This window comes from Pradoshia sp. (assembly GCF_051873915.1).
Taxonomy (GTDB): domain Bacteria; phylum Bacillota; class Bacilli; order Bacillales; family Pradoshiaceae; genus Pradoshia.
Map to the genome: position 1 here is coordinate 36,784 of NZ_JBJEFJ010000156.1, position 15,698 is coordinate 52,481.

At 44.3% G+C, this 15,698-nt stretch carries 11 protein-coding genes; 5 read left to right on the plus strand and 6 right to left on the minus strand.

The features are described 5' to 3' along the window. Window positions 1-23: 23 nt before the first annotated feature. The 5 genes from ACI35L_RS13695 to ACI35L_RS13715 all read right to left on the minus strand — a co-directional run bounded on the left by ACI35L_RS13695 (window position 24) and on the right by ACI35L_RS13715 (window position 8,424). Entirely contained in the window at window positions 24-3,239 is a 3,216-nt protein-coding gene (locus tag ACI35L_RS13695) for a chromosome segregation protein SMC (protein WP_439803120.1), read from the minus strand. Continuing rightward, window positions 3,236-3,928 (minus strand): hypothetical protein, encoded by a 693-nt coding sequence (locus ACI35L_RS13700; RefSeq protein WP_049673051.1) that lies wholly within the window; start codon window positions 3,926-3,928, stop codon window positions 3,236-3,238. Before ACI35L_RS13700 ends, ACI35L_RS13695 begins: the two co-directional genes overlap by 4 nt. Continuing rightward, window positions 3,909-5,324, minus strand: a complete 1,416-nt coding sequence (locus ACI35L_RS13705; RefSeq protein WP_049672178.1) for a hypothetical protein — start codon at window positions 5,322-5,324, stop codon at window positions 3,909-3,911. Before ACI35L_RS13705 ends, ACI35L_RS13700 begins: the two co-directional genes overlap by 20 nt. Further along, window positions 5,309-6,613 (minus strand): DUF2399 domain-containing protein, encoded by a 1,305-nt coding sequence (locus ACI35L_RS13710; protein WP_049672179.1) that lies wholly within the window; start codon window positions 6,611-6,613, stop codon window positions 5,309-5,311. The genes ACI35L_RS13705 and ACI35L_RS13710 overlap by 16 nt, the downstream gene beginning before the upstream one ends. Before the next feature lie 200 nt (window positions 6,614-6,813). After that, window positions 6,814-8,424, minus strand: a complete 1,611-nt coding sequence (locus ACI35L_RS13715) for a glycoside hydrolase family 43 protein (protein WP_439803121.1) — start codon at window positions 8,422-8,424, stop codon at window positions 6,814-6,816. A gap of 250 nt (window positions 8,425-8,674) precedes the next feature. Between ACI35L_RS13715 and ACI35L_RS13720 the strand changes: the two genes are divergently transcribed. The 3 genes from ACI35L_RS13720 (at window position 8,675) to ACI35L_RS13730 (ending at window position 11,759) form a co-directional block, all read left to right on the plus strand. After that, window positions 8,675-9,964, plus strand: coding sequence for an extracellular solute-binding protein (locus tag ACI35L_RS13720; protein WP_439803122.1), 1,290 nt, complete (start codon window positions 8,675-8,677; stop codon window positions 9,962-9,964). 79 nt (window positions 9,965-10,043) lie between these two features. Then, window positions 10,044-10,922, plus strand: a complete 879-nt coding sequence (locus ACI35L_RS13725; protein WP_439803123.1) for a carbohydrate ABC transporter permease — start codon at window positions 10,044-10,046, stop codon at window positions 10,920-10,922. Window positions 10,923-10,937: 15 nt separating this feature from the next. Next, on the plus strand, window positions 10,938-11,759 hold the full coding sequence (locus tag ACI35L_RS13730) for a carbohydrate ABC transporter permease (RefSeq protein WP_049672182.1): 822 nt from the start codon (window positions 10,938-10,940) through the stop codon (window positions 11,757-11,759). A 53-nt stretch (window positions 11,760-11,812) separates the two neighbouring features. On the opposite strand, the gene ACI35L_RS13735 is transcribed toward ACI35L_RS13730, so the two are convergent. Next, window positions 11,813-12,430: a YesL family protein gene (locus ACI35L_RS13735; RefSeq protein ID WP_197089953.1), complete on the minus strand. Its 618-nt coding sequence runs from the start codon at window positions 12,428-12,430 to the stop codon at window positions 11,813-11,815. A gap of 344 nt (window positions 12,431-12,774) precedes the next feature. Here ACI35L_RS13735 and ACI35L_RS13740 point away from each other — a divergent pair, with 344 nt between their 5' ends. Further along, a complete protein-coding gene (locus ACI35L_RS13740; RefSeq protein WP_053103780.1) occupies window positions 12,775-13,920 on the plus strand; it encodes an iron-containing alcohol dehydrogenase in 1,146 nt (381 codons plus the stop codon). A gap of 29 nt (window positions 13,921-13,949) precedes the next feature. Next, window positions 13,950-15,698, plus strand: a complete 1,749-nt coding sequence (locus ACI35L_RS13745; RefSeq protein ID WP_049672184.1) for a thiamine pyrophosphate-binding protein — start codon at window positions 13,950-13,952, stop codon at window positions 15,696-15,698.

A 15,698-nucleotide genomic window follows, 5' to 3' on the forward strand; every position in this document is an offset into this window, starting at 1 on the left:
CGTTGTTTAGCTGGAGGCTCCGACTAATGCTCCACTCGTTCCTTCTTCAAAATCCCAGCGACCCTGCTCTCAGGAATCCGCGGATCATGGCGAACGACGAATGCTTTTGAGAAACGGTTCAGATACTCATTTTCATGTGACTTTGGCGTTAAAATAATGAGCTTGCGCTGCAATTCTTTTTCATACAAATCAAAAACCTTCACCTTGCGATTCTCATCTAGGGCGCTATCAAATTCATCTAAGATAATAAAGCCCGGCGTGATTTGCAGGTTTTGAAGGAGACAGAGAGCAAATAAGAGAGAGCTGAGTGATTCCTCACCGCCAGAGACTCCTTTGCCGACCTTACCGCCGCGCGCTTTCACGCTCACATCTTCCAGCGACCCGCGGTGCCCTTCCTTGCGTGCCTTGATGAATAGCTGAAAGTGAGTTCGCTTCCGCCTGTCTTCAAAGCTATCCCAGCTAATATCCCCTTCAAACTGAAACTGGCTCATATAGTTCTTGAACCTTTGCTGGATTTCAATGACCCGCATGCTAATTGTCGTCTCAAGCTGATCCCTCAGTTTTTCCATTCGTTCCTTATCCTGTTCGAGCAATAGCTTCGTGCGGGTGTATTCACTCTCAAACCGTTCATATTCCTTTTTCACCGTTTCATAGTTCTGCGGAGCAGCTGGGTCGATGCCAGCTTCATTTCGTGCGAGGTCAAATGTAATCTTGCCGCTCTCCCGTTCACTTTTTAAGACAGGGAGAGCAGAGAGATTATGTTCATCAACATTTTGAGCCGCTTCCTCATATATGGCAAGAGCAGCCTGTTTCAAATCCTCCAGCTCTCGTTTTACATCCATCAGCCCAAACTCGGCTGCATCCTGATCCGATTTCTGATTATCTGCCTGTACTGCCAAATATTCCAGTTTCCGAGCGGAGTCATCTATTTGCCCGGCTACATTTCGTGCTTCTTTTTCAGCCTTAGAGATGATTTGTTCAAGCTTATCAAGCTCTTCTTCTAAAAGCTCAAGCTTCAGTTTTTGTTCCCTCTCTCGGCGCTTTTCGTTCGTCAAATTTAAGTTTAATTGATGAAGTTCTTCATACTTCTCTTTCATCTTCCCTAATTCCAGGTAAAAGCTCGCTTCTTCTTCCAATTGGTCCTGATAGAGCTTGTCCTCAATCTGCTTGCGCGTCAAAACCTGCTTCTTCTGTTCATGCTGACGACGCAGCCCTTCCAACTCATCTCGTTCATGCACAAGTGCCTTCAATCGTTCACGTTTGCGAGCATGCTCATGCTCAGCTAGCATGAAGGCTTCAGATTCTTTCACTTGATGGATAATTCCATTCAGCTTCTGGTATAACTTAGTATCTCCGGCAATGCTCGCATCAAGCTCTCTCATCAGATCTGTCCGTTCATCCACTTGGTTCTCTACTTCCTGCTTGCGCAAACGGATGGCTTTTTGACTAAGGATAAGCCGTTCCTTCTCCTGTGACCCGCGAATCCCTAAACTGTCTGTTAGCATGCCGCCATTGATCTCTGGCAGCCCATCCTCAAACAATTGGGCGACCCACCAGAGGGCCTTCATCGCATGAGGAAGCATCGATTCGCGGAGATCCCCTTTCACCTTTAATGGAACATTCGGCAACGACATCCGGACTTGATCAGGGATAACCAAGGATAAAGGAACATGGTACAAATCATTCGGCGGAACCGCTTTTCGACCATCGAAGAAGACTGTGTACTTGATTGCCTGAAACAACTGCTCCTCCCGAGGATTCACCCGTTCTTCCATTTCAAGAAGGGCTGACAGCGGAAATGCCTGTACACCTCTATCCTTGAAATAAGCAAGTGATTCCCTCTGCCTATATGATACGTTTTGACCTTCCTTCAAATAAGACAATTCTGCTTGCAGCTCAAGCTTTTCCTTCCGCAGAACATCATGCCGATCCCTATTGTCCAAAATAGTCCTGTTCAACTGATCAATCGTCATTTGGACATGGTGGCTGCTCATATATTCAGCCAAACGGGCCTTATGAATAGTCTCCAAGGAATCAATCTGCTTAATTTCTTGCTCTAAACCCGCAATTACTTGAACTCCCTCTTGCCAGCAGTTCATCACCTTGTTCAGCTCAGAATCCTTTTGCTTCAAGGCTTCTTCAATCTCCTGCTGGCGGATCTTGACCCTTTCAAGCTCGGCTTTCACTTCTGCTTCTGTACGAGTCATCTGACTTTTTCTCTTTGTGATGTCCTCAAGTTCATCTTCTAGGTTATGGATTTTAACTTGAATGCTCTTGATTTGGTCCTTAATATCTTGCAAAATCCGCTCTTCCTGTTCATGCTCAGCCTCCTTTGATTGAAGCATTTCTTTTCTATCAGTCAATTCCCAAGCCAGACGGTCTTGAACGAGACGAATACGTGCAAGCTCTTCGTTCTCCTCATGGATGTCTTCATGTGTTTGTTCAACTTGACCAGCCAATTCGCGGACTTGTTTCTGGTAGGAGGCCTCCATGCCAAGCAAGGACTGCGCATACAGCTTCCCCCCTTCGTACAAACGTCTCTGATTGTCGGTATAGCGGTCAAATGCGTTTTTCGCCATCCCGAGCTCCGCCTTCTTCAGCTTCACATTCGTCTCTGAGGCACGTGAAGTTTCCTCTGCTTCCTTCACCTTTTCCATGCTTTCTTCCCAATCACGCTGCACTTTGTCAATTCCGTGCATCTCACTGAATATCCGGAACCGCTCCTCTGGGTGCATGACGGCGAATTGATTGACTTCCTGCTGATACCAAATCAAATAATAATGATCCGGGTCGACCTTATATTTATATTTCAGGTCATTTTTATAAGAGGTGAAATTATAAAACCGATCGCCTGATGTATATCTTTTCTCCTCTTCCCATTCATCGATATTCTCACCAGTTGAGATACTGTATTCTTTCTTGATTGGCTGTCCTGGCTCCTGCACAATTTTCAGCGTAAATTCCACATAGTCCGGGGCATCAATCTTATTGGCGCCTTCATTTTTGAACAAGAAGGAAATCGCGGCCTTCCATGTTTGGTTTGCTTCCAGATTTCTCGATTTCAAGCCCTCGATATCGACCTTGGCGGAATACAGCACAGCGCCCATGCAAAAGGTAATCGTTGATTTTCCTGACCCATTCGGACCAGTAATCATCACATGCGCATCCTCACCAGACAAATCCAATAAAGTCGGCGGATAATCCCGCACCCCCGAAAATTTCAATCTCCACGGAATCATTCGTCTTCTCCTTTCGGATACAGATTGTATCGCTTGAAGAATTTGAGCACTTCTTCTTTATTCAATTGATTGGACTGGCTGAATTCCGCAGTTCTCCGCAAGAAGGAATCAGAGAACATTTGAGCGCCAATCGCCGTCAACTGATAAGCCTTCTCCTGTGAGGGGTTATCATATTCCTCAATTGCCCCAATTTTCTTTAAGGTATCCAAGTTCATCAAAATGCGCTGATTAGCCTTCATCGTTTCATGCCCAAACGATTCAAGCAGCTGGTCGAATAGCGTGAACTCATGCTGCAGCACTTCCTGTTGATAAAAAATATACAATAATAATGCCAAGCTCTCCTTTGACAATGTGTTACGGGCTGCCCTTGCCGGCACCCGCATCATCACGATTACCTGATCACGCCGCTCATCATAGATTACCTTCATATAGCGGCTGATGGCTTGATTGACCCTAGTAAGGAAGGAGAAAAACTGCTCATCTTGTTCTTTCAATCCTAGCAGCCTCTCCACCTCTTTACGGGAGAGGCCAAAATTGCCCATCCGTATCGTGGCTGTGGAGGAGAACAGGATATTCATGAAGGCCATCTCCTCCTCTTCTGTCAAAACACCTTTAACAGCCTGCATGGCATTAAGCGGGTTGGCGTTAAATTCTTCCGTTTGTCCCCCCTCATTCATGATCTGATTCATCTTGTTTTTGTCGTTTTCGGATAATCCTTGATCCGTCTTCACGATTCATCCACTCCCATTCTCGTTCATATGCCTTGCTGGCTGTTTTCTCAGATTGGCTGACCGTCACTTGCTTGCTCCCAACTAAGGCTGCGATGGCATTCATCGCATTGATGGCATCTCCCCATTCAGCAGATGTCGTCTCAACGATAACCTGGTCCATCGGTGCTTCTGAATGGCTTTCAAAAAAGTGTTCAACCGCTTCTGTTTTGATCATTGATTTCGTTAACGCCCAAGCTGTCTCCCCAATCAATCCATCTATTTCTTCCTCTGATATTTCCTCTGATAAATACCCAATCTCTTCATCCGTCTCTTCCATCGGGGCGGAGATTGGCTCATATGTTTCAATATAATCAATCGCCTCATCTATGGCTTCGGCTGATAGCGGTGCGGCTATTTTGAATGGAATCCACAGCCCATCCATCGCCTCCTGTTCATACTGGCCTTGTTCCATAAAGCTGAACAGCTGATGTACATTCGGGATATCTGATTCCACTGGGGGATTATACATCTGCTGAATAAATTCGCGAACCCTTTCCGGCTGGATCGTGGAGGATAGGGGCGTTTTTTGCATATGGGTGAACTTCAAGTATTTATTGATCATCCCTAGGCTTTGATTCGTGCCTTCGGCGAGGGCGGATGTACCCTGCTGCATCAAATCGGTGAGGACAAGGCTGTCCTCCACTGTGGCAAAACTCGCAATCCTCTCCTGCAGCTTCCCATCCAACTCCTTCATCAACTCATGAATTAATTCAAGCTGCGGAAGGGCACTCCGGTCCGCAAGCATCTCAAGTTCGCGTTCCTTTAACAATTGAATCGCGTTCTCGACATTGCGGATCATACTCGCAATCTTATTGCCGCCGGATATTCCGCGGTCATCATAGGCCTCACTCAATTCGGCGTCACGCCTTGCCTGAAACAATGCACGTCCGATATCATCATGCATATAATAGGCAAGAGAATCATTAGCCAAGCGAATGAGTGCATTCATCATCCGCTTCCCTGTATCCCTCATGCGGATGCGCCGTGACTGCTTCGAAATCCAATTGTATTTCACCAACACCCCAATGACCTGATTCACCTTTTTCTTCGAGGGAGGTTCGGCATCCTTATAGCGGTTTTTATAACGATAATACACGGTCTCGGCATTCTCAATCGGCTCATCCAGTCCGAGCGCTTCTTCATTAATTAATTGGATAATGCGTAAGAATCGAATGATCTCCCTTGGTGTTTGAAAGGAGCTTTGTGCACTTAAATCACTAAGGACACCTGATAGGGAGGCAATATCCTGCATCGATTGCATTACTTCCGGCTGTGACTCATCCGCCTGAAAGACCGATATCAATGATTCAGCCATTTTACCCACTCCTCCCTGCTTCCTGCCATCTCTTCTTGCTCCATTCGATTCTCCTCCAAAAAGGCAAGCATATACCCCTCATATTCGAGCAGACTTGTCGAAACCTGCTGGTCCGGCTGAATCCATTTTAATTCTTTCCCCTTCGCATCACTGACCGTCTCATAAATTTCATGCGCAATCTGAAGCCCATCCGGGTCATAATCACACCAAATTAACACCTGGTCAATGTCGCTTCCAGCCAATAACTGTGAGATACATTGTTTATGAGAGGAACGTAAATGCCCGTCCACACACATGATTAAAGAATTCGTTTCCTCCAGGAAATTCTCCTCGGAAGCCATCCTCGTCAAAATCGCCCGGTTCTCCACAAGCCATAATGCCTTTGCCGTTGTCCTATAATCATCACTCGAAATAGATAGGTCGGTTAGCGCATGTACTGGACCATATTGGAAACTCGAGTAACCGCCTACGAGCGGCCCTGAGAAATAGAAGGGAGTGATTCTCCCAAGGCTTGTCAATCCCAGCCGTACAAGCGGGCATTCTGCCAGCCCTTCCAATTGCTCGATAAAATCATTTTTATCACGATCAAATCGCTTCGATCCGCCAATCTCTTGATAATAAGAGGCTCCGATCTCCTTCCAATCAAACTGCTCTCGCTTTATGGATAATTGCAGGAATGCCACTAAAAAATGAAGAAAGCGCAGCCTCTTCGCCAATGTCCATCCCGAAGGAAAGCCGACCGATACTTTTATATCCGCGGCTGTTTGATGGCAAAAATCTTCCACTACTTTTATTAAACGACGTAAATCAATTGACTTATGACTGGGAATTGACAAACTAGTCACTAATTTCGCCTTTTCAACCCAAGCTAATAATTCTTTCTCAGCAGCCTCAGTTTTTTTGCGCTTCTCATTCTCTGAATAGGCAAATAGTCGATATCCCATTCTATAATGCTGAGAGTCCGGGGTTCTGCCATCCTTCTTAAAACGAATCTCTTTTATGATGAATCCCTCACGCAGCCATTTCAATGTCTGATCATTGTCCGGAAGACTAACCTTCTTTCTAGGAGTGAATCCAAACTGCAACAAGTTCTTATCAACCTCCGTAAAGGAAGGTTCACTTGCCGAAATAGTCAATACTCCAGTAATGCGGTATGTTCTTTGCGTATGCTTGATCACATTCACATACATCAATCCATCTGAACGATTGCTCGTATATGGAACCTCCAGTTCTTCGCCTTTCTTTAACACCCATTCTTTTATATAATCAATTTCTTCAACACGTATCATAATTTTTCCCTCATTATTATTCACTATATGACTATCTTAACAAAGTTTCGGCTAATCTCTAGTTTGGTCTGTTAGTGTAGAATGATATGATTTTATCAGCTGCTGCTTAACTAAGTGAATCATAAATGTTCATGAGAAAAAGCGCCCCCATTTAGGAACGCTTTTATTTAGCGTAATACGTAAGCTATCATAGAAAAAAATTACTCTGTAACCTTATAAGTAAAATAGTCAAAATCCGCTGCTTTTCTCTGTCCGGATGTATCCTGACATTGCATGCCGACAAAAGCACCCGTAAAGAATCCTCCGCCTCTAATATAATCATCTGAAAGCTTATAGGAGTGTAAGGTAACCGGGATTATTGACCAATCCGCTCCATCAAAGGAATAGGAATAGTGATACGTATTTGTTTGAACTTCACATCTTAAGTACACATATTCACTGGAATCAGGAATAATGATTTCATTCCCTCTCAATGGCTGGTCAAATATGAAATTATCACAAACCGTTAAGTCCAAGACTCGCCCTTTTTCCTCATTCCAAGTGATTTGGAGAGCACTCCAATTCTCTGTATTATAATAATTCACTAATCCGGCAGCCTGCTGGAAAGTATCAGGGTTGAAAGCGACCTTTGTTTCCGCAATAAAGTTAAAATGCTGCCAGCGTCTTGCCACAAATGCTTGCGTGAATTTTGACGTCAGTGATTCCCTGCCATAAAGTCTTAGATGACCAGGTTTGTCAGTTAAGGATACGCCATCTTCTCCCAACGGGATCCTCAATGTCTGGAAATGAAGGTTCAGAACTTCACTATTAAAGTCATCCTTTTCCTCAAAGTCCCTTTCCCATTTCACCTCAGCCATCTTTGGTCCCTCGATTTCAAGTGACGGCTCATTGCCGCCCTCAATATATGGCCAGCCATCCTCCTTCCAAACTAAACGTTGAATCGCCGTTTCCCTTCCAAGCGGACAAAAGCCACGCGGGTCAAGTAAGGCTTCATTCTCCTTAGGAAGCGGCCGGCCCGTTAAATGGACCAAAAACCATTCATCTGTATGGGTTTGAACAATAGAGGCATGGCCTGCTTTTTGCAGCGGGTTTCTTGGATATGGAAATGAAGTAATAAGCGGATTCTCAGGATGTACCTCGTATGGCCCTTCTATTGTCTTGGAGCGGGCGATGGTTGCTTGATGATCGTACTTCGTTCCCCCCTCTGCCGTGAGCAAATAATAATAGCCGTTCCATTTATATAGGTGAGGCGCTTCTGTTAATTTAATATCTGTCCCCTTAAAGATGATTTTCTTCTCTCCAACCAGCCTTTGTGCTGCATCGCTGTATTCCTGCAGCACAATCCCGTAAAAAGGATGATTGCCAATGCGGTGGTCCCACATCATGTTCACGAAATATTTCTTCCCGTCCTCATCATGAAATAAGGATGGATCAAATCCCGAGCTATTTAGATGAATAGGTTCAGACCACTCTCCGTCAGGCTCTTCACAGGTAACCAGATAATTATGACAATCCTTCCACTGTCCATCTGTTACCTTCACATCTGTATAGATAAGCCAGAACTTCCCGTCACTATAGGAAAGGGCTGGAGCCCAAACACCGCCGGAATCTGGGTTTCCCATCATGTTTAATTGGCTCATTCGATTCAGTGGTCTTGATAGGAGGCGCCAATTCTTCAAGTCCTTAGAGTGATAGATTCCCACACCAGGAAACCACTCAAAGGTGGAAACGGCAATATAATAATCTTCTCCTCTTCTGCATATACATGGATCTGGATGAAAACCTGTTAGAATGGGATTTTGAATCTTCATTTTCCTTCCTCCTGCAAAAGTAATAAAACGCTTTCATTTCTCTACACCATGAAGTACTGGCAATGCTTCTTTCTTCCTTGTTATACCTGTTTCCTACTCAACCAATCCTCATTTCAGAATTGTCTGTACCTTTTTTATCGTAACACGAAAAACTTTGTTTATCTAGTAGACAAACAAAGTTTTCCGTGCTATCCTTTTTTTGAGATTACTGGTAATTAAGTCTCAAAAACTATTTTTTGGGGGTTTAGTTATGTTAAAAAAGAAAGCGGTTTCAGCGTTAGCAGGCTTATTCGTGCTGGCGTTAGTGCTGTCAGGCTGCTCAGGTTCCGATAATGCCAGCTCTGATGGAAAGAAAGTAATCAAGTTTATGCATCTATGGCCGGAAGGAAGCTCCAAACAGCATCATGCTATTGTTGAAAATATCATCGCTGATTTTGAGAAGGAGCACGATGATGTCAAAGTAGAGGTTGAAGTATTAAGCAATGAGCAGTACAAGGACAAGATGAAAGTCTTATCCGCTTCCGGAGAGCTTCCAGACGTTGGGATGACTTGGTCTGCAGGCTATCTTGAACCTTATGTTAAGGGAGAAAAATTTGCCCCGCTTGATGATTTGCTTGAAGGCGATCTTAAGGATTCATTTGTTTCCGGCACGACTGAAGCGTATCAGGTAGATGGCAAGACATATGGACTTCCGCTGGAACTCAATATTGCCTCCGTCTTCTATAACAAAGCCATCTTTAAAGAAAATGGATTAGAAGCACCAAAAACGTTTGATGAACTCATAAAGGCTGCCAAAACACTGGATAAGAACGGCGTTGAGCCAATTGCTCTTGGTAATAAAGATAAATGGACCGGCTCCTTATGGTATATGTATCTAGCTGACCGCATTGGCGGAACAAAGGCATTGAATAGTGCGATAGACCGCTCCGGTTCATTTGAAGATCCCGCACTTGTATCTGCTGCTGAAAAAGTCCAGGAATTAGTAGATGCTAAAGCATTTGTAGACGGTTTTAACGGATTATCTGATGAAGAGGCTAAGAGCATGTTCATGAACGAGCAGGCAGCAATGTACCTCATTGCAACCTGGGACCTTCCGAACTATACCACAAATGTTGAGGTTCCTCAGGAATTCAGAGACTCAGTCGGTTTCTTCGATTTCCCTGCTGTTGATGGGAAAGGTGACATGAATAGCTATGTAGGCGGGCCTGGAGTAGGGTTATTTGTTTCAGAAAATTCAGATGTCAAAGAAGAAGCAAAGGAATTTGTCTCCTTCTTCACTCAAGCATGGGGGGAGAAATCGGTCACAGAAGCCGGTGTCATTCCAGCTACAAAGGTTGACGGCGAAGCTCTAGACCTCCCTCAAATGTATGTGGATGTATTAGAAAAGCTGAACACGGCAACCAATATTACCCTATATGCGGATGTACAGTTAAGTGCTGATGTTGCCCAAGTCCATTTAGATCAAATCCAAGCCTTATTCGGCAAGGAAACAACACCTAAGGATTTCGCAAAAACACATGAAGAGGCTCTATCGAAATAGGTAGTAATAAGCCAAGAATAAGGATCTGTCCTATTTGGGAGGATCCTTTTCTTACATACATCATTATGAGGTGAATGGTATGAGTAAAGTAATGTCCAATAAGTGGATTATAGCAATCTATGTGCTTCCAGCCCTGCTTTTAATAAGCGTATTAATTTTTATTCCTCTATTACTGACTGGTTATTACGGTCTGATGGACTGGGACGGCATTTCTCCAATGGAGTTCATTGGTTTAGAGAATTATCTAACTGCCTTGCAGGATAAGCTCTTTTGGGATAGTGCCTGGCACTCCGTTCTATTAGCTGTTTTTTCGACTATCAGCCTGGCTATCTATCTTGCCATTGCCCTTATCCTGGCATCAAAGATTAAAGGAGCCAATCTCCTTCGAAAGATTTACCTGATTCCTATGCTCCTATCTTCAGTAGCAATCGCCCAATTATGGATTAAAGTCTTTAATCCGTCTAATGGAATTTTAAACACAATCTTAGGCTGGTTTGGAGTCGAAAACCTGCCCTTATGGCTATCAGATACTTCAATTGTTTTATATGCCATCTTCATTCCAATCTTATGGCAATATGCAGGGTTTTACATATTGATTTACTATGCCGCACTCAAAAATATACCTGAATCCCTTATAGAAGCTGCCAAAATTGACGGAGCTACCCCATTACAAATTGCTCTAAAGATTAAGCTTCCTTTAATTATGGGCGTAGTGAAAGTGACAGTTGTGCTGGCGATTGTCGGGTCTCTGAAATACTTCGATTTGATTTATGTAATGACAGGCGGCGGTCCGAATGGAGCCAGTGAAGTAATGGCTTCCTATATGTACAAACTTGCCTTCTCCACCTCAAACTTTGGATATGGAAGTGCAATTGGATTCCTCTTACTCATTATTACCTTGATTGTCACATTGGTTATCAATAAACTGACGGCATCAAAAGATGAAATCCAATATTAGAGGAGGAACAAATATATGGCTCGATTAGGAAAATCCCTATTGTATCTTTCACTGGCAGTTGTCGCTGTTTTTCAAATCTTCCCGATCATTTGGCTCTTCCTATTCTCGTTAAAGAGTAATCAGGAAATATTCGGGGGCTCCCCTTTCGCACTCCCCGCAGAATTCAGGTGGGAGAATTATTTGAAGGTATGGGAGGGCGGCATCGGCTTATACTTCTTTAATAGTATTTGGATCACAGGCATTGCCATCATGCTGACCGTACTGCTCGCCAGCATGGCGACCTATGCCATAACACGAATGCAATGGAAATACAGCAAGCTTGTTTTAGGCCTATTCATGATTGGACTAATGATTCCCATTCACTCAGCCCTGATTCCACTCTTCAATATGTTCCTGAATGTGAATTTAATTGATAATCCGTGGTCGATTGTGATTACCTATACAGCTTATAATTTGCCCATAACGATGATGATTCTGCTCGGGTTTTATACAACATTCCCTAGAGAGATTGAAGAAGCCGCGATTATTGATGGCAGCTCCGTCCACCGAATGTTTTTCCGGATTGTCCTGCCCATGTCTATGCCTATTCTGTCGACTACTGTGATTATTAATATGATCTATAACTGGAATGAATTTGTATTTGTGAACACCTTTATTAGCTCTGATAAATATAAGACCTTAACCGTTGGAATTCAGAACTTCATCGGTCAATATATGACCGATTGGGGCGCAATCGGAGCAACCTTGATTATCAGCTTCCTTCCCTTGCTTCTTGCCTTTATTTTCTTCAGCAATAAAGTGATAGAGGGACTATCATCAAGTGCGGTGAAAGGATAAGGTTCCACTGGCTGTATGAGTTAATACAAAAAAACCTCCATTTGGAGGTTTTTTTATGACACCTGTTTCTGCTCCAGCCGTTTAAACGAATAACGAGATGCCCATACAGTTACAAAGGCATACAGGCTTATTCCAAAGATAAACCCGATAGCTGGAAATATCCATAGAATGACCGCAATGGAAAACAGACTAATCATCATGACAAAAATTTGAACCGGGCTGATCAACATCAGAAGAAAAGCCGTCCTTACTGTCTTGCGGACAGGCAGATGATAGTGAACAAACACAGGAAATAGATACAGCAGCAAGAAGGAAAGAAAGAGCACGCCTACTGACAACGGAACAGCCGTCCAGTGCATGGCACTATCCGCTATGCTGTATAGATAAAATAAATCAACCAGGATAAAAAATAAAATAATACTGATATAGATTCCTAGATGATTACTCTTTAAAAAATCCCTCTTATAATAAGACCAAAATGTCTTAAATACTGGCAAATCTTCCTCTCCATTCAACCATTTCCGCATGATTGCAAAGACTGTTGTCGTAGAAGGATATATTCCCGCTATTACTCCTCCAAATAAAGTAAAGAAAATCCAAAGTATATGTAAATAAGCGAAACGTGTCACCCATTCTAGTAATATGTAAAGTTTGCCGCTAAGCTCCTGCAATGAGTTATTCCCCCTTATCCCCATTCTCCCTACTAAATATTATACTGTAATACGAGAGGAATGAATAAACAATATAAGATAAAAATGACAAACCAGGCGATTTTCACATACCCTAAGTATGTTCATTTATTAAGGAGGCTCCAGTTGGAAGGATTGATAAGACCTTAACCGCTTATAATTTGAATATTCAGAAATAATATTGCGTTTATCTTTCTTGCTCATTATAATGTTCATTAAGTATGGACCAAATAACTTCTACCACCCAGACTCCCTCACTTTTGTAAGCGAATACATAATAACAAGGAGTGATTCCTATCCAATCCATTCTCAAGCCCTCCAGGATTATGACAGGCGGGACAAGCGCCGTTCAGCTCATAGAGGCCATTCAGGACATGCAAATTGCTAAGCCATTCATTATGATATCTTCAAAGTTAATGGTGGATGCCCAATCCATTATCTTTCCGGCACTTGAGAAAGAGGAGATTTCCTTTCATACCTACATTTGCGACACAGGTGAGCCAACCTTCCTGCAGGTGAGAAACGCCATTGGTCGTGCAGAAGCAAAGGGATGTGACGGAGTCGCAGCAATCGGAGGCGGCAGTGTCATTGACCTGGCAAAGGCCGTGTCCATCTTTATTCTCAATCCGCAGCATAGCTTGATGACAATCCAGCATGAAGCAGACATTGAACGTCTGCCACTGATTGCTATTCCAACAACAGCGGGCTCAGGCTCAGAGGCGACAAGCGTGATGGTCATAACGGACAACGAGACCGGCATCAAGCTCAACCCTTCCCATCCAGCCTTTATACCGGATGCGGCCATACTGGATCCCTATTGGACTCAGAAATTATCTCCAGCCATCACAGCCTATACTGGATTAGATGCACTTACACATGCGATGGAAGCCTATGTATCAACGAAAGCCAATGACTTCTCTGACTTCTATGCCCTTCAAGCTATTATCAAAATCACGAACAATCTCCCAGAGGTATATAACAAAACAACCAACCCATACATCTATGATGAGATGCTCCTTGGCAGCTTATATGCTGGCATTGCTTTTTCGAATTCATCCACAAATCTAGCTCATGCAGCCGGCAGGGCTTTAGGAGCTAAATATCAGCTTCCCCATGGGTTAAGCGTTGCTCTTATACACCCATTTGTCATTGAATACAGCCTGGAATCGGCCGAGGAACGATATGCAGAAATCGCCGTTGCTTTAGGCCATAGTCCGAATTTAAGCAAGGCAGATCTAGCGAAGAGAATCCTTATGCTCGTCCGGCAATATAATAGACGCTTTCACATTTGGGAAGCCGGCAGACAATTTATTCAAATAGAGGACGAGCTGCTGCCTTACATACAGGAATTAGCCGAGCTCGCTCTCCTCGGCAATGGCATTGCCACCAATCGAAAACAGCCGACCCGTGAGGATATCGAGAGGCTTTTCGAACAATTGCTTCATGAATTAGTCACTGATGGAATCCACTAAACTATCACCTACCCTAAAGGAGGAATACGATGGCTGAAATGACAGGCGGCGAAGTGATTGCCAAGATGCTGAGCCTAGAGAATGTTGAGAAAGTATTTGGGATTATTGATGGGACCTATTTTGGCTTCTATTCAAATTTACAGAACTATGGCATTGAACTGCTATCTCCTCGCCATGAGACAAGCGCTGCCCATATGGCCGGTGCTTATGCGAGATTAACTGGAAAACTCGGAGTCTGCATGGCGAGCAACGGGCCTGGGGTAGCAAATATTCTCCCGGGATTGGTCGTTGAGCAGGCAGAAGGAAATCGAGTGCTTGTCATCACGAGCGCAAGACGGACAGGCATCATGTACCCCGATCGCGGCGGCACGTATCAATGCTTTGACCAGACAGGTGTCATCGGTCAAATGGCTAAATGGAGCGAGAGCGTCCCATCATTCGAGCGGATTCCTGAAATGCTTCGGACGGCCTTAAGGAAATGCTATGAGGGCCGGCCAGGAGTTGTCCATCTAGATATTCCGGAGAATATCCTGAATACAAAAGTAAAATGTGACCTTTCCTTTTGGCAGCCCAGCCACTACCGCATAACCGAGCCACCTGGACCAAGCGAGCAGCAGCTCGACCAGACTGTGAAATTATTGCTTTCAGCCCAATTTCCCGTCATCCATGCTGGCAGCGGAGTCATCCACGCTCGAGCCTTCAAAGAGCTTGAAAGAGTGGCCGAATTCCTCCAAGCAATGATCACCACAAGCTGGGCAGGGCGCGGGGCCATTTCAGAGAATAACCGCTTAATGCTGCCGATGGTCCATATCGAAACGAATAATAAGGTACGCAATGAAGCTGATGTCCTGCTAGTCCTTGGCTCAAGGCTTGGTGAAACGGACTGGTGGGGAAAGGCGCCTTACTGGAATCCAAACCAGAAGATGATTCAAGTGGATATAGACCCATCCATACTTGGGGCCAATAAGCCATGCGAATTAACCATTCAGTCTGATGTGAAAGTCTTCCTTGAGAGACTGTATGAGCGGTTGCAGCATTTTAAAGAACAATTATCTCCTCTCTCCCGCGAAGCCCTTTTGTCTAAATATCTTGAAGATAAAAAGAAGCACCGCGATAAACTGGATGAGCACTTAAATGATTTTGCCTCACCGATGAATTCGGCTCATGTTCCAGCTATTTGCAATGATATTTTCCCAGCTGAATCTCCTCTCGTCATTGACGGGGGAAACACGGCCATTTGGACTAATTTCTACTACAAGGTGAGAGAGCCGGGAACAGTCGTTTCGACCTTTAAGTTTGGCATGCTTGGCGCAGGTGTCGGCCAGGCACTCGGAGCCGCGGCAGCAAGACCGGATGTTCCTGTTTGCTGCGTCATTGGGGACGGAGCCATGGGCTTTCATCCGCAGGATATTGAAACCGCTGTACGCAATGGCCTCCATGTCATTTATATCGTTCTTTGCGACCGCCAATGGGGAATGGTGAAAATAAATCAACATATTGCGATGAAGCCTATCAAGACCTTAATTAAGAAAACACTCAGTCCGGAGGAAAGTATTAATACCGACCTTGGAAAGATTGAATTCCATAAGCTTGCTGAGAGCATGGGTGCGCATGGGGAATATGCCAATAACCCAGCCGGCTTCCGCGAGGCGCTTGAACGTTCAATCCGGAGTGGAATCTGTTCGGTTATTCATGTGGATGTGGACCCTGTCAAACATATGTGGGCGCCAGGATTGAAATATTTCAAAGAAATGCATGCCGAACCTAGGGGTAAATAA